Source organism: Bacillus sp. Marseille-Q3570, assembly GCF_946151055.1.
Lineage (GTDB): Bacteria > Bacillota > Bacilli > Bacillales > Fictibacillaceae > Pseudalkalibacillus.
The window spans coordinates 77437-96413 of record NZ_CAMGYZ010000017.1 but is presented as its reverse complement, the minus strand read 5'-3'; the positions used below and the strand labels follow the sequence as shown (position 1 = coordinate 96413).

Sequence of the window (18977 nt, the reverse complement as noted above, 5' to 3'; positions counted from 1 at the left end):
AGTATAAGAGCCAGAAGAACTCCTTTTTTGGTGTAGCCATCAAATCCCCCTTAAACTTATTCATTATGTCCTACTTACCACAGTTCTTTAAACTGGAAACAGAATCAATCTTCAGTTCTCGCCCCCTATAATTGAACAAGTTATAAGATCAGTAGTATGTCATTTGCCCATACCACTCCCATAAGGAAAAGCCACATTAATGTAGGAATTACTAAACTTCGAAAAGCATCCTTCCAACCATAATCGTTTTTTACCTTCTTAAATAACCGATCAATGATAAAAAATAATATTGAAGCAACTAAACTGAACCAAAACAATACTAGACCAAATATTAGATGTAGTGCTCCTGAAACTATGATTTCGATATTTACTTCGTCAGTTTTCTTCAACAGAAGTTGCCCAATTTTATCACTTATCATAGAAGTGATTACACCGTAAGTTAAAATACAGGGAAAACTATACAACATATAAATCGGCATAATTGAAATTGAGGAATAAAAATAATTTTGGTAAGAAACTATGTTTTCATCACCAAAAGGATTCGGCATAGCTATGCCCAGTAAGAAGACAAAAATGGTACCAGAAACAGAAGCAGTAACTATTTTTCTATAAAAAACTGTATTCACCTCCAAAAATATTCAAGTCTAGTCCCCAAATATTGAAGATGATATTTCTTGAACCACAATCAACTTAAGGTTACTCGTTAGTCAAGCTCACTTTCGTCTTTTGTTTTCTGTAAAATACCACACTTAAAATTAAAGGAATGATTAAGAAAATAAATCCGAACCAAAAAACTGGCGGTTCACCACTTATGAAATATAAGGAAAGGGGTAAAATCGTTAGACAGCTACTCAACATTACTCGCCAAGAGCTTTTAAAAACAGCATACAAAAATAGTATAGGCGTTAAAAGAACTGAACTCCAAAATAGAATTGTAGCAAACAAGAATCCCATTAAAACAGCCCTCTCTTTAAACATAATTAGGATTTGGACGTGGTATTTCTTAGATTCACCCCCAATCGGAACACTGGGCATATATTGAAATTTCCCCTATTTATGGATACGTTGAATGAACCTACCTTATTTTGAAATTCAGGATATTATTTTTTGTAATCAATATTAACACCTAATTGTGATAATAACTCAAAGTAAGTTGGGCAGGTTTTTGATACACATCCTGGATCATTTATCGTAATACCTGGTATTCTAGTTCCGATTAATGTTAAAGACATTGCAATTCTATGATCATCATGTGAATCCAATGATTCAGGTTGAGGGTTACCTGGATGAACAGTTAATCCATCTTTATATTCTTCTACCTTAATTCCTAATTTACCTAATTCTTTACAAATAGCACTGATACGGTCTGATTCGTGATGACGAATATGCTCAACGTCTTTCATTGTTATCGGAGCCGAAGCAAACGGTGCTATTGAAGCTAGAGTCAAGGTTTGATCAGACATTTCTTTCATGCTAATTTCAAATCCACCTAAAAGATTTGGGGTTCCTGTTAATTCGATGTAATCTTCACCTCTGACAACTTTACATCCCATTTTTTCATATACATCAACCATCTTAATATCCGGCTGGTTCGTCTTTACTGAAAGATTATTTATTTTTATCCGGCCATTTGTAATTGCTGCTAATGCTAAAAAATAACTTGCCGTTGAGGCATCAGCTTCTAGTTCAAGATCTCTACCAAGATAGTGTGATTTAGGAACAACGATTTGGGTGAGATTGTCATTAAATTTTGCCTCTACACCAAACTGTTCCATCAAACTTAAAGTGATTCTTACATAATCCTTTTGAACAATTGTATCAGGAATCGCAACGGTTACTTCTCTTTCAGCAAATGGACTTGCCAGAAGTAATCCACTTATAAATTGACTAGAAACTTTACCTGATATACTAACTGGGCCACCCCTAAGCCCACCTGCTTTTATACGTATGGGTAAGTAACCTTCCTTGTTTATATATTCAATATTAGCCCCTAAATCAGTAAGAGCGATTATCAATGGTTCTAGTGGTCGTTGACTCATTCTATTACTTGCCTCTATGACCCAATCCCCTTCCTTATCAGTTGATAAGGCCCCAGGTAAAAATCGGGCAATGGTTCCAGCAGCACCAATGTATAAATCGCCTTTTTTCACTGGCCACTTGGAGTTACAACCGTGAACAGTAACTGTTTCATCAACTGTTTCGATGGTAATACCAAGTTTGTGAAGTGCATCAATACACCAATAAGAATCATCACTTTTTAGAATACCGGTTAGGGTTGAAGTTCCGCGAGCTAAAGCTGCCATAATTAATGCTCTATTTGTAAAACTCTTACTCCCTGGGACTCTAATATCATGATTAATTTTATTGTTTTGTATAGGTGAAATTCTTACAGCTTGAACATTATTTAATCTGGACCAAGGTGATCTTGCTTTCAAGTCAGGACTATTCAACATATCCCCCCTCTATATTAATAGACATTTAAAAATTCATCTGAGTCCAATTGCGAAAGATTGTTAACAAAGGACAACTTACTATAGTAAAGCTAAACAAAGAGGATGAATCCAAGACATCTCACCAAGTTGATAAACCATTGTCAAATCTTCTTAGCTGATACTTTCTGATTAAATTCATCCGAAGCGTTCTTAGGAATGCTTAATGTTTTCCAATCTTTGTCCTTTATTTGTTTTCCAATATAAAGAATCTGTCCTAAGTGATAACTAATATGAGCTACTTCAGTTTGAATTGCTTGAAGAACACTTAAAGGTTGTTGTCGCAGAAAAACAATCTTATTTAAATCGTCCGCTTTTAGATTTACAATTGTATCAAAAAGAATTTCCCAGCCTTCTTCCCAAATTTGCATTAGATATTCCTTTGATTCATTATCAGCAACAAATTCCAAGTCTCTGTTTCTATAAGCCTTTTCTCCATCAGTAGTTAAAAAATCTACCCATCGAGAGTGCATATTCCCACTTAAATGTTTGATGATAATTGCAATACTATTAGATTCTTCACTTGGCTTAAAGTGTAATTCGTCATCTGATAATTGCAGTATTCCCTTTTCTGCACGTTCTTTAAAATGTTTTAGTTGCCCTACTATAATTTTAAGATAGTCCTCTTCAACATTGTTCAAAAATATCCCTCCTAAAATACAGAACTACCAATGAAGAAAGGCTGAGATCATCTATCGTTCTTCAGCTCTCACCCCCTATTAGGGAATAAGCATACTAAAAAGTCAAAATTGCAAATGGGTAGAACAACCAATAATCATCGATGAACGTTATAGATAATAACCAAATTGGAATAGCAATCAAAGAGTAAGTTAATTGATGATATGGCTTTTCCAAAAGCTTAAAGAATTTCACAATGGCTAATGTCCACAATATAAAGGTGAACACAAGTATATAAAGACCAATTGAAAAGCTACCTAAAAAACTTACAATATAGAACAACAATCCACCTACAATGTATAATTTCAATGAGGACTTTTTTATTGCAACCACAAATAAACATATCCCAATTACTAAGAATAAGTAAAAAATTATTGTAAACATTTTTACCTCCTTATTCCACAATCCTGCCCTTTTCTTGTATAACGCTCATCAGTGTTCCAGAACTATATTTTAACATATTTTTCAAATTAGCTTTTGTTATTCATATTTTAAAATCACAAAGCAATTCAAGGAAGAATTACATCCACATTCACTCTGTCAAACATGAAAAACACAGGTGATTTCGTACGCCACCTGTGCTTCCTATTTGTAAAAATTCTATTATAAAAGAGAACCCGCTGAGACACTGTCTTCCAATCTTACTAAGCCCTCAAACTCTTCATGGCTTTTGGAAAGTTTTCTTTATTTTTCCGAAGCGCTTCTCTAGCTTTTTCATAGGGGATTTGGAATATGATCATAAGAATCGCCGCTCGTGCATCTCCTTTTGCGGAGTTGCTATATTTCTGTGCAGTTTTTTCATCCACCCCAGTCACTTCTTGGATGATGTGGACGACTCGATGTCTTAGCTTTTCGTTGGTCGCCTGCACATTCACCATCAGGTTTCCATACACTTTTCCGAGCTTGATCATGACAGTCGTGGAAATCATATTCAAGACCATCTTTTGCGCAGTACCGGCCTTTAATCTGGTCGATCCCGTCACCACTTCCGGACCCACCAAAATCTCGATCGGATACTGGACATTCCGGCTTAATTCCGCGTTCGGATTGCAAGATAACCCTACGGTCAACGCTCCGTTTTGGGCAGCTTTTCTGACGCCTCCAATCACATATGGGGTTCTGCCGCTAGAAGTGATCCCTACAACAGCATCCTTTTCGGTTACGACAGCCTCTACATCATTCCTACCTGCCATTTCATCATCTTCTGCATTCTCTATAGCCGTCCTGAGCGCCTGGTCTCCGCCAGCAATGATTCCATTGACTAAATCATCAGCAACGCCGAAAGTAGGAGGACATTCCGACGCATCCAGTATTCCCAGTCGGCCACTAGTCCCGGCTCCGATATAGTATAATCTACCTCCTCTTTCCATCACTTCAGCGATTTTTTCAATGGCTTTTGTAATTTGCTGTATGCTTCTCTCCACAGCACCGGCAACAGTTTTATCTTCACGATTCATGACCTGGATAATTTCTTGGACAGAAAAGGTATCCAGCTTTTCTGATTCCTTATTCCGTTGTTCTGTTATCATGTTTTTGTTGATCATAACTGCCCTCCTGTCGCCCTATCCATACTTACCGCCCTTGCGGATCATGTTTCTCTTTTTAAAAAAGCTTTAATAGTGAATGTTTATTTGACCGCCCCTGCTGTCAATCCTTCCATGAATTGTTTGGAAGCGATGAAAAACAGGACGATCATCGGTAAAGATGAGAGCGTCAATCCTGCAAATAACGCTCCCCAATCCGCAGAATATTCACCGAATAACGAAAGCATACCAACCGGAATCGTCTTCTTCATTTCATCAGTAATGAATACTAAAGGGAAAAAGAAATCATTCCACGATTGGATGAAATTGATGATCATCACAGTTCCAAGCGCAGGTCTCATGATCGGGAGCAACACATGCCAGAAAACCTTGATATCTGTCGCTCCATCAATACGGGCTGCTTCTTCCAACTCTTTAGGCATGGTTCGGAAAAAACCGGTCAAAATCAAGATGGATAACGGAATTCCAGTAGCTGTATAAAGGAACACAAGCGACCATAGGGAATTGATGAGACTCAAATCCTTCATCAGCATGAACAAAGGAACGATCCCCAGTTTGATCGGGATCATCATACCGATCAAAAAAAAGAAAAACAGGTAGTTATTCCACCAGAATGAATATCTCGCAATGTAAAACGCTGCGAGCGATCCGAACAATAGAATGAAAATCACCGATACCGCACTGACAAAAACACTATTCCAGAAGAAAGTGAAGAACGGTATTTGCTCAAGGAGTTTTTGATAGGGTTCGAGACTGAAAGATTTCGGAATCGACAACGGATTCTTAAAAAGTTCAGCATTCGTCTTGAAGGAAGAATAAACCATCAACAGGATGGGGTATACACTGATCACCGCAAAGAAGAATGCGATCAAATAATAGATGGATCTGGATGCGATATGGTTTTTCATATTCTCCCTCCTAGAACAGTAGAATTTTTCTGAAACCGAGAGCGGACAACTCGACCGCTATCACAACTCCTGATAGTAGATTTGTCAGAACCAAGAAATTCGAGGAAGCACGTGAGCGAATCACCGCAGTGTACTTTTCGGTACATGAGGATGTGAGCGAACACAGCTGACAATGAAGCTCGACGGTTATCACAAAACTACAAGGCTACATTTGAACCTCACGCTTACGCAACACAAACAAAAATAACGCTGAGATTGTCGCAATGATCATGAACAAGACGACTGCTAATGCTGAACCTAAACCGATTGCCGCTGAATTTGCTCCGCCTGAACCGAATGCCAGCCTGTAAAAATAGACGGCTAATGTATCCGTGGAATAATACGGTTCACCCATTGAGCCTTGCATCGCATAGACGAGCTCAAAAGCCTCAAACGCATGAATGAAAGTCAGCACGGTCATGATGGTGATGGATGGGATCATCAATGGCAGGATGATTTTTCGGATCAACTTGAATCCAGTCGCTCCATCCAGCCGCGCAGCCTCTATCAGATCATTCGGAATCCCCTGTAAACCAGCAAGGAAAATCAATACTGCAAACCCGAGACCAAACCAAGAGTTTACGAGAATGATTGCGATCAGAGCAGTGTCTGGGTCACCGAGCCATGCCTTCGCCCAGCTTTCAAGCCCGATCTTTTTCAAAAAGACATTGAGGGCACCGAAATTCGGGTTTAGGATCAGCTTCCACAAAAAACCCACAATAATGACAGACAGCAAGCGGGGCAAAAAGTAAGCTGCCTTGAAAAATTCCGCAAACCGGATTTTTTTATAGATGATATACGCGAGCATGAAGGCGATTCCATTTTGTACGACCATCTCCAATAGAAAGTAGATGATGTTATTTTCGAATGCATTCCAAAACATGCTGTTGAAGGGTTCTCTCGTGAAAAGTGCAATGAAATTCTCGATTCCGATGAATGCTCCTCTTCTGATCCCCTGCCAATCGAATAGGCTGTAAGAAAAAGCAGCGAACAACGGATAAATGATGAAAGTGACATAAATAGCGAGGGCGGGGATCGGAAAAAGATGGATGACCATCTTTCTCCAATCCTTCTTACTCTTAGGTTTTGTCGGTATGTTCGTCTTCGTTTCGAGCTCCATCGATCCTCGCCACCTTTATAAAGTCATCGGTTATTGAAAAGGTTCGAAATACGTTTCGGCATTTCCTTGCAGCTTTTCTGCAACATCTTCAGGTGATTGTTTTCCGAGATACATCCCTTGAAGTTCAGTTTCCAGTGTCGCCTTCGTTGTCGGATTTCCTTTGTTAAAATGGACGAGCATCATGTAAGGGGTAGTATACGTATTGGATGCTTCAGCCATCGCCGTGACCAGTTCATCTTCTGTTTCGACTCCTGGGACTGCTGGGATCCGCGCCAATTCATCCGAAAAAAGTTTTGCAAATTTCTCTGTCGTCATGAACGCTAGAAACTTCTTCGCATCCTCTTTATTTTTCGAGTTGGCATTGATTCCGTAGGACCCATCCACCCAGGTCGTCATGGTAGGTTCATTACCTTCAGCAGATGGCATCGGGAAGAATCCTAGCTCCAGCTCAGGATTCATTTCGCGAAGCACCTCGATTTCCCAGCTTCCCAATGGGAACATCGCAGCCTGTTCCGTAAAGAAAAGGGTACGGATATCTTCCATCCCGAGACCTTCATAATTATCCGGGAAGTACTCCTTCAACTCATCCATAGCATCAAGCGAAGACACAAATTCATCGCTCGTGAAGGTTTTATCTCCTGATGTGATTTGTTCCACGAATCCGCCAGCTCCATAATGTGCAGGACCCACAATCGCATGGGCTAACGACAATAACCAGCCTTCTTTCGTTCCAAGTGCGATTGGTGTCACACCTTCTGATTTCAGCTTTTCGTTTAGATCGATGAACTCATCCCACGTTTTCGGCTCCTCCAGGCCATGTTCCTCGAAGATTTTCTTGTTGTAGAACATTTGCGCAGAATTCAGCGACAGAGGGACACCGTAGATTTTGCCGTCTTCAGATGTAGCAGCAGAAATCGTATCTTCCGTAAACGTATCGATTCCCTCTAAATCATCAAGCGGCTCAAGGTACCCTGCTTTCGCAAGTTCCATTCCAGGTGCGTAAGGTCGGAGTTGGATGATGTCCGGTCCCTCGCCACTTTGTAGAGCTGTATTGAGAATCGTATCGTATTCCGTATTTTTTGAAGGCTTGAACTCGATCTTGATGTCTGGATGTTCTTCATTAAATGCCTCGATGATTTTGTCATAGGCAGCTTTATCTTCTGTTCTCCAGCTTCCGATCGTCAGAACATCGCCACTGGAGTCATCCCCATTGCTATCGGAGTCGCTTCCACCTGTACTATTGCATCCTGCAAGTGCAAGGGACAAAAGTAAGAGCACTCCAAGAAACAAACTGAACCACCGTTTCATCACATTGAACCCCTCCTATTTAATGTTTAATAAAGCTGGTGATGCGTGAAAACCTAAAGTTGGAAAATATACGAAGCTCCTGTGGAAAAGCGTGCTAGAGTGACCGTATTAAATGAATTACAAACTCATCGATCCATTTGCTTTGATACTTGCACCGCTTTCCTTGTCCTTTCGAGTGCATCAATGCTTTCATCATATTTCCTGCTTGTCATCCCGATATATAAAACATCGATCACATTCAACTGGGAGATCCGGGAACTCATCGCTCCACTTCGGATACTCTGCTCCAAAGAACTTGTGAACAGATTGATATCCGTCAAGTCGGCTACTGGATTGCTCCCGAATTTCGTCAGTGAAATCGTTTTGGCTCCCTTTTCTTTTGCGATCTTCAAGGATTCAATCACATCTTTTGTCCTTCCGGAATAAGAAATGCCGAATGCAACATCTGCTCCTGTCAAATTCGCACTGATGGTTCCCTGTGTATCAAAGTCGAACGCCGCTTCACACCAACGATTGACCCTTGTCAGTTTCTGCTTGAAATCTTGTGCAATGACTGCTGAAGCCCCGATTCCGTATATGGCAATTTTCCTGGCTTTGCTCAATACGTCTACTGCCGTTTCCACCTGTTCAGGAGAAAGGACTGAAAGAGTATCATTGATGGACTGGATGTTGTTATGTGAAATCGTCCCGATCAAAGAAGCGATCGAACCGTTCGTCGGTATTTCCTGATAGGAATGGTTATTGTTATTGAATTGGGCAAGATCACCTGCAATCCTCAGTTTCAATTCCTGAAATCCTTTATAGCTGAGGGCTCTTGAAAGGCGGATGATCGTCGCTTCACTGACTTGTGTCCTTTTCGCAAGCTTCTGGACAGATAAGTTCACCACTTCACCAGGGTTGGTCAAAATGTATTCAGCCACTTTCCGTTCAGAGGGCTTCAAGGAAGGCATACATTCTTGGATGCTGATTAATCCACCTTTTAACATCAAACCGATCTCCTGAATCAATAAAGCAGATATTGCTCGCGTGTATTTTTGAATTGTTCGAGATCATCCTGCCATTGAGATTTGATTTCTTTTACAGATTGTCCCTCCTCAATCGCATCACGGACCCAACCGTTCCCGATCAATAAATCGAAGAATGATACTCCTGCACTGTTTTCAGCACGGAATTCAAAATCCTCCGGGTACAGATCATGAATCGTTTTCACGAGATGAAGACCAGTATCGACTGGCGAGAAGGCTTTTTGATCCGTCACATGCAGCTGGACGCCATGGCTCAACTGCCCACTATGTTTTGAAAACACAGGTGTAAACGACGCTGCACGGAACGTAACCCCGCGTAATTTCAAATCATTCAATTCCGCAGCCAGTTCGGTACTGTTGATGAACGGTGCTCCAATCAATTCGAACGGTTTCGTCGTCCCTCTTCCTTCCGATACGTTCGTTCCTTCAATCAAAGCTGCACCTGGGTAGACCAGTGCCGTATCGACTGTCGGCATATTCGGTGATGGCAGGACAAATTCAAGCGACGTATCATCGTAATACATATTCCGTTTCCAACCATCCATTTCAACAACTGTCAGGTCTGTTCCGATTTCGAACTCTTCATTGAACAAGCGTGCCAGCTCACCCACTGTCATACCATGACGAAGTGGGATCGGATACATACCGACAAATGAACTGTATTCCGGGTCAAGTACCGGTCCTTCCACTTTTGTTCCGCTGATCGGATTCGGACGGTCCAAGACGATGAAGGAGATGTCGTTTTCGGCTGCTGCTTCCATTGCGTATGCCATCGTGTAGATATACGTATAGAAGCGAGTGCCGACATCCTGGATATCAAATAAAAGGACATCTACGTTTTCAAGCATTTCAGGAGTCGGTTTTCTTGTCTGACCATAAAGGCTGTAAACCGGAAGTCCTGTCTCTTCATCAATGTAGAACTCCACATATTCCCCAGCCTGCGCACTCCCGCGAACGCCATGCTCTGGTCCGTATAAGGCTGTCAGATTCACGTCCGGATCATTATGGAGCAGATCTACGATACTATTAAGCTCCTGATCGACGCCGGTCGGATTCGTAATCAATCCTACTTTCTGCCCTTCAATCAGATCCATCTGCTCGTCCAACAAAACTTCAACGCCAAGTTTTACTTGCTTGCCTTGTTTACCTTTCCCTTTTCCATCAGCAAGCCCTACAGCCACCGTTGACAATACAAAAACGGTCGTAATGACCATGACGAACCATTTTTTCACTGTAAACCCTCCCGTTTCGTTTTAGAGATTAAAAGTCTCGGAGCTCCCAGCCTTCACCAGAAAATTCCGGAGATATTTCCGACCCATCTTCCATTTCCAATTTCAGATTGTCGATGTACCAGCCACGTCCATTCGTGTAACTATCTGTTTCATAACGGAATCTCACATATTTTGCATTAGCCGGCACTTCTACTTGAACTTGATTCCATTCACTGCTTCCAGTAAACGGATCATGGAGCTGAGACCAGCTTTCTCCATCCTCTGAAACTTCGATTTTACCCGTATCGTAACCAGACTCGAGCCTGTACCAGGTATCGAAGGTCAGCGTAGCAGGACCACTCAGATCGACTTCAGCAGTAAGCGAACGCTCCATCGCATCTCCGTAGCCAGAGAACCAGGCCGGACTGTTATCAATCATCTCAACCGGAATGGCGTCAGCTACCTGTCTGGCAAACGCACGTCTTGCCACATTCGTTGAAACTGTGTTTCGGGTCGGGTGGACACGATTTGTTAAAAGAATGGCGATTGTTGCGTTATTCAAATCCACTACGATCGATGTTCCTGTATAACCAGTGTGACCAACTGTCGAGCTGGAGGAGAGGGCATCCATGAACCAGCCTTGCTGAATTTCCCATCCTAATCCATGATCATTTCCAGGAAACTCTGGAATCTGGTTTTCGACGAGTAGTTCAACCGTTTCAGGCTTGAGGATCTGCTTGCTTCCATACCGGCCGTCATTCACATACATGTGTGCAAGTTTGCCAAGATCTTCTGCTGTGGAAAAGACGCCAGCATGTCCAGCCACTCCATCTAGGGACCAGGCATTTTCATCATGCACTTCCCCCCAGACAAGACCACGGTTGGTCCATGGCTGGTATTCTGTGGCAGCAATCCGCTCTTTTAGGGATTCATGCGGGTTGTACAACGTATCGTCCATGCCTAACGGATCGGTTATATTTTCTTTTATATATTGATCGAGCCGCTTGCCAGAAAGACGTTCAATCAATGCACCGAGTGTGATCATGTTCAAATCGCTGTATGTATACGTCGTACCCGGTTCATTGTTAAGAGGGTGTGCAAATACGATCTGAAGCCGTTCCTCACGGCTATCGCCTTGCGTATAGAGAGGAATCCATGCTGTAAAACCTGAAGTGTGGGTCATCAATTGCTTGATCGTCACGTTTTCCTTCCCGTTCTCTGCAAATTCCGGAATGTGATTTGCTACTGGATCATCCAATTCAAAATAGCCATCTTCGTAAAGTTTCATTGCTGCAGTGGTTGTGAAGATTTTACTGATGGACGCAAGATCGAATATGGTATCATCTTGCATCTCGATCGGATTTTCCATTTCATTTTTGCTGTCATCCGTATAACGAGCGGCATACCCATAAGATTCATGTTTGACAATATGGCCGCGCCTTGCCACCAACGCTACTGCACCTGGCATGACCTCGTCTTCGATCATCTTGTCCATCACACCATCGATTTCTTGTAACGGTTCACTCCTCATCCCTGCCCCCCTTATCGATCCTGGTTTGAGAATGGGTAAAACAGGACCGGGATTTCCCCAAGAAAAAGCAGGATGTGCATTACTGCTATTGATCTTGGTTTCATTTTGTTCAATGCTAGGAGCTGTAGGATGATTGTCATTCGCATTCACAAAAGTACTGCCTGCTACTGAACTTGAACAAGCCAACAAAGCCGCTAATGTAACAGTCAATGTTTTGTTTTTCATAGTGCCTCCCTTTTCCATAGTTGATCATTTCAGAACTATGAGCTGCTGCAGCCTCCTTTCATCCTTGAAAATGTAAGTGCTTCCAAAATCTATTTTCAGGTTACCTAAGGGTAAAACAAGTTGTCTATACCACTTAAGTCCCTAACAACCGATATCGGTACGTTAATCAAGACCATTGATTCAGTCCTAATTAATTATTTTTGAAATATTATGACAATTACGACGCTAGATTATGAAGTTTTATTTCAGAAGGGATTTTTTTAAGGATGATCCTTTGTTGTAGAGCTCAACTGACCTTGAAGGACCCTTTCGATGATTTCTCCTCTTCCTGTCCCTTAACAAGCTCTTTCGGGACAGACTCTTGATGATTTCTCCTCTTCCTGTCCCTTAACACGCTCTTTCGGGACAGACTCTCGGTGTTTTCTCCTCTTCTTGTCCCATAACACGCTCTTTCGGGACAGACTCTCGGTGTTTTCTCCTCTTCCTGTCCCATAACACGCTCTTTCGGGACAGACTCTCGGTGTTTTCTCCTCTTCTTGTTCCATAACACGCTCTTTTGGGACAGACTTTCGATGATTTCTCCTCTTCCTGTCTCATAAAGCACCAACTTCGGACACTCTGTCACTGTTTTCTCTCTCTACTGTCCGAACGAGTAACAAACTAAAAAACGGAGCTGGCCAATAGAGGCAGCTCCGCTCTTTTACAGATTCATTTTCTAATTTCAATAATGTTCGTTTCACCTTGATTGATCGTTCCAGATTTCTTCAGTTCGACTCTTTCACCCTCATCCAGATTTGTGAAGATGATCGGTGTAACGGTAGATTTTGCATTCTTTTGGAGATAGTCCAGGTTCAACTCCAGTAATTTTTGCCCTTGTTTGACTTCATCACCAGCCTTGACATAGGCCTGGAACCCTTCACCGTTCATCTCCACTGTATCCAATCCAACATGAATCAGGATTTCATAGCCATTTTTCGATTCAATGCCGATCGCATGTTTCGTCGGGAACAGATTGATGACTTTTCCGTCAACTGGTGAGACGACCGTTTTTCCAGTAGGTTCAACTGCAAATCCATCGCCCATCATCCGTTCAGAAAACGTCGGGTCATCCACATCGGTTATTGGAATGATCCGTCCTTCAATAGGTGAAGCAAAACCTTTTTTACCAAATGCCGATCTGGCAGGTGGTTTTCCATTATCAACAGCAACTGATTCTTGAGGAGACTTCTCTTCATTTGCCATTTGACGCTGCATGGCGGTGGCTACGAACTCGACATTCGTACCCACAACTACCTGGAGATTCCTCCGGTCAATTTTCATAATCCCTTTTGCTCCATGCCTTTTCAACGCCTGCTCATCAATCGCGTCCATATCTGCAATATTTAATCGCAGTCGGGTTGCACAGCTGTCAATCGCCTGGATATTTGATTTGCCACCAAGTGCTGTGATGAAGTGATGAGCCATGTCTTCATATTTGTCACCTGAAGCAACCTTAGTAGGACCATCAGTGTCAACCATATCCTCATCATCTTCACGACCTGGGGTTTTCAGATCCAATGCTTTGATAAGGAAATAGAATACGACAAAATATATGACTGCATATATCAGACCGACGATGAACAATAGCCACGGCCGCTGGGCAAGTCCGAAATTCAGAATGTAGTCGATTGCCCCTGCGGAAAACCCGAATCCATGATGGATGTCCAATGCATAAGTGACCACCATCGCACTACCAGTCAATAACGCATGCACGCCATACAATATAGGTGATAAGAACATGAAGGAGAACTCAATCGGTTCTGTAATACCTGTCAGGAAGGAAGTGAAAGCAATCCCGACCAGTAATCCGGTGACCGCTTTTTTCTTTTCCTTTTTAGCAGCAGCAATCATTGCGAAACATGCTGCTGGTAGACCGAACATCATGATTGGGAAGAAGCCGGCCATGAATATTCCTGCTTCCGGATCACCTGCAAAGAAACGATGCAAATCACCAGTCGCTCCGTTATATTCGCCAAATACGAACCAGACAAGACTATTAAGGACATGATGGAGACCGATTGGAATAAGCAAACGATTCATGAAACCATAAATACCGACTCCTGCAGCTCCTGCATCAATGATCCATTGTCCAATTGCATTGATGCCATCCTGGATCGGAGGCCATACGAATCCGAAAAGACCTGCCAGTACAACCATCACCCCAGCCGTGATGATTGGAACAAATCGTCTCCCTCCAAAGAAGGCGAGGTAATCTGGCAATTTTATATCATGAAAGCGGTTGTAAAGTAATCCAGCTATTACCCCAGATAAAATCCCCCCAAGGAAGGCCATATCGATTTCTTCATTAATGGCTTTCGTCCCTTCTGTCAACACGAAGAAAGCGACCGCGCCAGCTAATCCGGCAGCGCCATTCGAGTCTTTCGATAATCCGATTGCTACCCCGATCGCAAAAAGAAGCGGCAGATGGGCAAAAATAGCATTACCAGAAGCAGCAATAAACGGGATCCCTAATAAATCATCTTGTCCCAAACGTAAAAGCAATGCCGCTGCTGGCATGATGGCAATCGGCAGCATCAAGGCTCTGCCGATTCTTTGTAAAAATCCTAACATGTACAATCCTCCTTATATTTTTAAAATTTTCTGAAACCTTTTCATAAATAGATATATCAAAAAATTGCCTACAATAGTTACAAAACTCCTTAAATGAGCTAAAAGTATGAAATAAAATTCCAGCTAGTTCTGTGATGATCTGGTTCAATTCCGGGGTGATCTTGAGCAATTTCGAATCAATCTTGAGTAATTTCGCAGCCATCTTGAACAAATGTTGCCTATAAAAGAAAGAGGAACTGACATTAAAAAATGCCAGCCCCTCTTGATAGATGTTTTTTCGCATTTGAAATCTTTCGGCAATCTTTTATAGAGATGATTTTATCTGCTGATGAGCGTGATACTAGAAATAAAGCACGTTTTCTCCAGAAAAACTCCCGATAATCACCGAAAATATATATTAAAGTCGCAAAAAATAAGATTGGTATACTTGCAATCAAGTATAAAACAAGTGTGTGTTCTGTTTGATCCACTGTCGTTTGTGCAAATACTGCATTACTCAAGACAAACCAAAAGAACGGTACACTAAGTATGATTTTTCCCATACAAAACATCCCCTTCGTTCATCTATTTCACCAATATTTTACTCCTTTTCAGATGAAAAAGATGTGACGAAAAACATACAATTTCTAAAGAAAACTTGGCAAGTCAAGCCTTAGTTACCTTATATTGAAGAAAGTAATTATACTTGGATTAGAGTGGTGTTTCATTACTAATGTATTGAGACATTTTCCAATAAAAATTCACGTTAATTTGAGCCTAGCGATAGCTTTTAAATCGTCATCTTTTTCTTCGAGTGTTTCGTTTTCTATTGTTAGCGTCGTATGACATCTTTCTGGTAGGCGTCTTAGCTGAAGGTTGGATACCAGGTTTAACGACCACTTCCATCCGCTCAATCTTTTTATCAATCGTATTTTCGATCATGGTTAACGCCTTCTCATCCTTTGGCGCGATGAAAGTGATTGCCATTCCTTTTTCCCCTGCCCGCCCCGTCCGGCCTATCCGGTGGATATAGCTCTCAACGTCTTGAGGTACATCATAGTTATAGATGTGGGAAACTCCTTCAACATCTAGACCACGGGCAGCCACATCGGTTGCAATCAGTAAATGGACTTCCCCAGTACGGAACCGTTGCATAACATCTTCACGCTTCGCTTGTGACAATCCGCCATGCAGCTCATCGGTCAAGTACCCTTTCTCCGATAAAGCATTATAAAGTTTGCTGACCCGCCGCTGCGTCCTGCAAAAAATGATCGCCAGAATCGGCTGTGTTTCCTTCACAACCTTTAAGAGAGCATTTTGTTTTTGCCGGTCAGTGGTCTCCACAACATATTGTTGGATTTCTTCAACCGTCTTCCCTTTCGTCGTTACCTTGATCTGTCTTGGTGATCGCATATAACGATTCGCAAGCTGCCGTATATCATCAGGCATCGTTGCAGAAAAAAGGGCTGTCTGCCTTGATTCAGATGTCTGATCAATGATCGTTGCAACATCTTCTAAGAACCCGATATGCAGTATCTGGTCCGCTTCATCAAGAACAAGCATCGATACGTGTGAAAAATCAATTGTACCCCGTCGTACATGATCGAGGATCCGACCTGGCGTCCCGATCACGATATGTACGCTTCCCTGAAGCTTGTTGATCTGTTGAAGCACATCCTGCCCGCCATACACTGCTAAAACATTGATGTCTTCATCTTCTGTCAGTTTGTATAGCTCTTGCGTGACTTGCAAAGCCAATTCTCTCGTCGGCATGATGATCAAGCCCTGAATGACTGCTTCTTCTGGATCGATTTTTTCAAGCATCGGTAGAAGGAACGCCAAGGTTTTCCCTGAACCTGTCTGAGCCTGAGCGACGATATCATCCCCGCTTTTCAATAAAGGAATCGAATCTGTTTGTATTCGAGTCGGCTTTTTGATCCCTTGCTGTTCCAGCTTTTTTATATAGTTTAAGGATAATCCTAGATTAACGAAATCTGTCATAAATTCACCTGTTTTTTTCAGTAGAGTTTAAATTCCTTTATCAAGGTTTTAACGATACCCCTATAAAATACCTTGTTAAAAAGTATACTCCCGGTTCCAAACTATGTATACACCTATGAAGATAAACTTCTCCATAGATAAAAAACGGCATAGGCTTCCCAGTTTTCCCAGTGTGAAAAAAGTTCTCGGATTTCTTCTGGAGCAGGCTTCGTTTGTCTCCCAAGGTGTTTTTTTAACGCATTTTGTAATCCGGCATCTCCAATCGGAAAAGCAGATGGATCACGGAGACACCGCATCATGACGTAATGAGCGGACCAGGGACCGATTCCTCGAATGGACATCAAGGTCTTTTCTGCTTGTTGAAGATCCTCTAAAAGCGATTGCTTGCTCAAATGACCATTTGCCATAAGCTCTGCGATTCCGATGATGTATTCTGCTTTCCTTCCAGTGAATTGCAGTTTTTTCAACTCTTCAACTGGAACAGAAGTGATTGTTTGGGGATCAGGAAATTGCCAAAATAATCGCCCATTCCACTCCAAGCTCTTCCCGTAAGCTTCTACAAACCGTCTTTTTACCGTATAAGCAAAAGGCAGGTTGACCTGTTGCCCGATCACCGACCAGCAAAGCGCCTCGAACAAGTCAGGCACTCCAATCACCCGGAGACCCGAAAACTTGTGTATCAATTCACTTAATAGGGGATCCCATTCAGCCATTTCATAAAATGGTTTCAGATCGGTTCTGAGATCGAACCATTCTACAATGTATTCTGCAACCTGCTGATAGACTATTGCGGACTCAGGTGCATCCAGCACAAAATCAACTTGAATGTTACCCTCTTCGTTTTCACCGATTTTAATGATCATCGTTCTTTCTTTGAATTGAAGCAGCTTATACACCTTTTCATCGTCGACCAGATGCATGCATTCCGCAGGCGATCTTTTCAGATAATGCAATGTTTCGGCAAAACTGAATTCGCGTGGAGGCTGAATCGTGATTTGTTCCAACTCTTGATCAAAATTGAAAGCGTGCATGTCCTTGTTGCGTGTAGTCATGAAAACCCTCCAATTGAAGCAACTTTTCTTTGATCTGCAATCCGCCTCTGAAACCAGTCAACGCCGCATTCTTCCCAATCACACGATGGCACGGAGCAATGATCGGAATCGGATTCGCACCGTTTGCTGTTCCGACTGCACGGACTGCCTTTGGATTGCCCAAAGCATCGGCAATCTCTGAATAACTGCGAATCTGGCCATACGGGATCTGTGTCAATTGGTTCCATACAGAGGTTTGAAAAGCTGTCCCTCTGAAATCAAGCGGTACATCGAAGTCTTCTCGTTCTCCATTCATATATTCGTTTAATTGGTTGGCAAATGGTGCAATGACCTCCTTATCCTCAATCACCACGGCATCAGGAATCTGTTTTTCCACCCATGTTGTCATCGATTCAAAATTCTCCGACGGCCATGTGATTTTACACAGTCCTTTATCGGTAGCAGCAAGAAAAAGCGGCTTGTTTTGGAACGTCGGATGTGTAAATGAACTCCAATACACTGTTGTCATCCTTCTCCCCTCCTATTGGTAAGTTGACTTTCTGACCTATATTCGATCGGTGTACAACCTGTCATCTTTTTAAAAACAGATGAGAAGTGCGAAACGCTACTGTACCCTACATGTCTTGCAATCTCTGAGATCGAGGTGTTTTGATCAGCGAGTATGCTTTTTGCTTTCTCCATCCTTCTCTGGACAAGCACTTTTGAAGGAGTCGTTCCTGTCATCCGTTTGAAAACCCGGTGGATATGGTATGGACTCATCAACAGCTCTGAGGCCATGCGATCCAGCGTAAGGTTTTGCGCAAAATCTTTCTCGATCATCGTATTTACCCTTTGGACGATTTCAGCATCAGGCCCATGTTTACTCGGATTTTCCGGGCGGCATCGTTTACAAGGGCGGAATCCTGCCTTTTGTGCTTCTTCAATACTTTTAAAAACTTTGACGTTTTCCGGTTTTGGTGTCCTTGAACGACAGGACGGTCTGCAAAAGATTCCGGTCGTGACGATGCCGACATAATATCGCCCGTCATATCGGGTATCACGCTTTAAGATCGTTTCATAAACCGATTTGAAAATTGTTTCTGAGTCCATCCATACTCCCTCCCTTTCTTACTTAGATTATAAACCACCTGCTCACTCCTGATAACACTTCCGGAATAGGACAGCAAAAAATCGACAGAAGAGGAATCCGAAGTTAGAAGCGGGTTCGGACAGACTCACACTTTTTGCATCCTCTCCTGTCCAAAGTTGGCTCATGTT

Annotated in this window: 16 protein-coding genes; all 16 read right to left on the bottom strand. The window is 42.2% G+C overall.

The features are described from left to right. Positions 1–140 precede the first annotated feature (140 nt). Positions 141–626 carry a hypothetical protein gene (locus N8M93_RS19535; RefSeq protein ID WP_261134303.1) on the bottom strand — a complete coding sequence of 162 codons (486 nt, stop codon included), beginning with the start codon at positions 624–626 and terminating at the stop codon, positions 141–143. Positions 627–1100: 474 nt separating this feature from the next. After that, complete coding sequence (aroA, locus tag N8M93_RS19530) at positions 1101–2453, bottom strand: 3-phosphoshikimate 1-carboxyvinyltransferase (protein ID WP_261134302.1); 1353 nt, start codon at positions 2451–2453, stop codon at positions 1101–1103. A gap of 140 nt (positions 2454–2593) precedes the next feature. Beyond that, entirely contained in the window at positions 2594–3130 is a 537-nt protein-coding gene (locus N8M93_RS19525) for a DUF1572 domain-containing protein (RefSeq protein WP_261134301.1), read from the bottom strand. Between the two features lie 681 nt (positions 3131–3811). Beyond that, a complete protein-coding gene (gene murQ / locus N8M93_RS19520) occupies positions 3812–4711 on the bottom strand; it encodes an N-acetylmuramic acid 6-phosphate etherase (protein WP_261134300.1) in 900 nt (299 codons plus the stop codon). An 83-nt stretch (positions 4712–4794) separates the two neighbouring features. Continuing rightward, on the bottom strand, positions 4795–5619 hold the full coding sequence (locus tag N8M93_RS19515) for a carbohydrate ABC transporter permease (protein ID WP_261134299.1): 825 nt from the start codon (positions 5617–5619) through the stop codon (positions 4795–4797). Positions 5620–5824: 205 nt separating this feature from the next. Continuing rightward, positions 5825–6778 (bottom strand): carbohydrate ABC transporter permease, encoded by a 954-nt coding sequence (locus tag N8M93_RS19510; RefSeq protein ID WP_396125733.1) that lies wholly within the window; start codon positions 6776–6778, stop codon positions 5825–5827. A gap of 30 nt (positions 6779–6808) precedes the next feature. Then, entirely contained in the window at positions 6809–8086 is a 1278-nt protein-coding gene (locus N8M93_RS19505; protein ID WP_261134311.1) for an extracellular solute-binding protein, read from the bottom strand. Between the two features lie 125 nt (positions 8087–8211). Beyond that, complete coding sequence (locus N8M93_RS19500) at positions 8212–9072, bottom strand: MurR/RpiR family transcriptional regulator (protein WP_261134298.1); 861 nt, start codon at positions 9070–9072, stop codon at positions 8212–8214. A gap of 17 nt (positions 9073–9089) precedes the next feature. Next, positions 9090–10343, bottom strand: coding sequence for a DUF1343 domain-containing protein (locus N8M93_RS19495; RefSeq protein ID WP_261134297.1), 1254 nt, complete (start codon positions 10341–10343; stop codon positions 9090–9092). 28 nt (positions 10344–10371) lie between these two features. Continuing rightward, positions 10372–12078 carry a serine hydrolase gene (locus N8M93_RS19490; protein WP_261134296.1) on the bottom strand — a complete coding sequence of 569 codons (1707 nt, stop codon included), beginning with the start codon at positions 12076–12078 and terminating at the stop codon, positions 10372–10374. A gap of 708 nt (positions 12079–12786) precedes the next feature. Beyond that, positions 12787–14688 carry an N-acetylglucosamine-specific PTS transporter subunit IIBC gene (gene nagE / locus N8M93_RS19485; protein WP_261134295.1) on the bottom strand — a complete coding sequence of 634 codons (1902 nt, stop codon included), beginning with the start codon at positions 14686–14688 and terminating at the stop codon, positions 12787–12789. Between the two features lie 242 nt (positions 14689–14930). Continuing rightward, positions 14931–15230: a hypothetical protein gene (locus tag N8M93_RS19480; RefSeq protein ID WP_261134294.1), complete on the bottom strand. Its 300-nt coding sequence runs from the start codon at positions 15228–15230 to the stop codon at positions 14931–14933. Positions 15231–15465: 235 nt separating this feature from the next. Continuing rightward, positions 15466–16668, bottom strand: a complete 1203-nt coding sequence (locus N8M93_RS19475; RefSeq protein ID WP_261134293.1) for a DEAD/DEAH box helicase — start codon at positions 16666–16668, stop codon at positions 15466–15468. A 113-nt stretch (positions 16669–16781) separates the two neighbouring features. Further along, a complete protein-coding gene (locus N8M93_RS19470) occupies positions 16782–17699 on the bottom strand; it encodes a DNA-3-methyladenine glycosylase 2 (protein WP_261134310.1) in 918 nt (305 codons plus the stop codon). Next, positions 17680–18228, bottom strand: a complete 549-nt coding sequence (locus N8M93_RS19465; protein WP_261134292.1) for a methylated-DNA--[protein]-cysteine S-methyltransferase — start codon at positions 18226–18228, stop codon at positions 17680–17682. Before N8M93_RS19465 ends, N8M93_RS19470 begins: the two co-directional genes overlap by 20 nt. Further along, positions 18225–18809 carry a bifunctional transcriptional activator/DNA repair enzyme AdaA gene (locus N8M93_RS19460; RefSeq protein WP_261134291.1) on the bottom strand — a complete coding sequence of 195 codons (585 nt, stop codon included), beginning with the start codon at positions 18807–18809 and terminating at the stop codon, positions 18225–18227. The genes N8M93_RS19465 and N8M93_RS19460 overlap by 4 nt, the downstream gene beginning before the upstream one ends. Between the last annotated feature and the right edge of the window lie 168 nt (positions 18810–18977).

Coding starts and splice junctions, on each gene's coding strand:
- aroA (WP_261134302.1), bottom strand. CDS start 2,453: ATGTTGAATAGTCCTGACTTGAAAGCAAGATCACCTTGGTCCAGATTA.
- murQ (WP_261134300.1), bottom strand. CDS start 4,711: ATGATCAACAAAAACATGATAACAGAACAACGGAATAAGGAATCAGAA.
- N8M93_RS19515 (WP_261134299.1), bottom strand. CDS start 5,619: ATGAAAAACCATATCGCATCCAGATCCATCTATTATTTGATCGCATTC.
- N8M93_RS19510 (WP_396125733.1), bottom strand. CDS start 6,778: ATGGAGCTCGAAACGAAGACGAACATACCGACAAAACCTAAGAGTAAG.
- N8M93_RS19505 (WP_261134311.1), bottom strand. CDS start 8,086: ATGAAACGGTGGTTCAGTTTGTTTCTTGGAGTGCTCTTACTTTTGTCC.
- N8M93_RS19500 (WP_261134298.1), bottom strand. CDS start 9,072: ATGTTAAAAGGTGGATTAATCAGCATCCAAGAATGTATGCCTTCCTTG.
- N8M93_RS19490 (WP_261134296.1), bottom strand. CDS start 12,078: ATGAAAAACAAAACATTGACTGTTACATTAGCGGCTTTGTTGGCTTGT.
- nagE (WP_261134295.1), bottom strand. CDS start 14,688: ATGTTAGGATTTTTACAAAGAATCGGCAGAGCCTTGATGCTGCCGATT.
- N8M93_RS19480 (WP_261134294.1), bottom strand. CDS start 15,230: ATGGGAAAAATCATACTTAGTGTACCGTTCTTTTGGTTTGTCTTGAGT.
- N8M93_RS19475 (WP_261134293.1), bottom strand. CDS start 16,668: ATGACAGATTTCGTTAATCTAGGATTATCCTTAAACTATATAAAAAAG.
- N8M93_RS19470 (WP_261134310.1), bottom strand. CDS start 17,699: ATGCACGCTTTCAATTTTGATCAAGAGTTGGAACAAATCACGATTCAG.
- N8M93_RS19465 (WP_261134292.1), bottom strand. CDS start 18,228: ATGACAACAGTGTATTGGAGTTCATTTACACATCCGACGTTCCAAAAC.
- N8M93_RS19460 (WP_261134291.1), bottom strand. CDS start 18,809: ATGGACTCAGAAACAATTTTCAAATCGGTTTATGAAACGATCTTAAAG.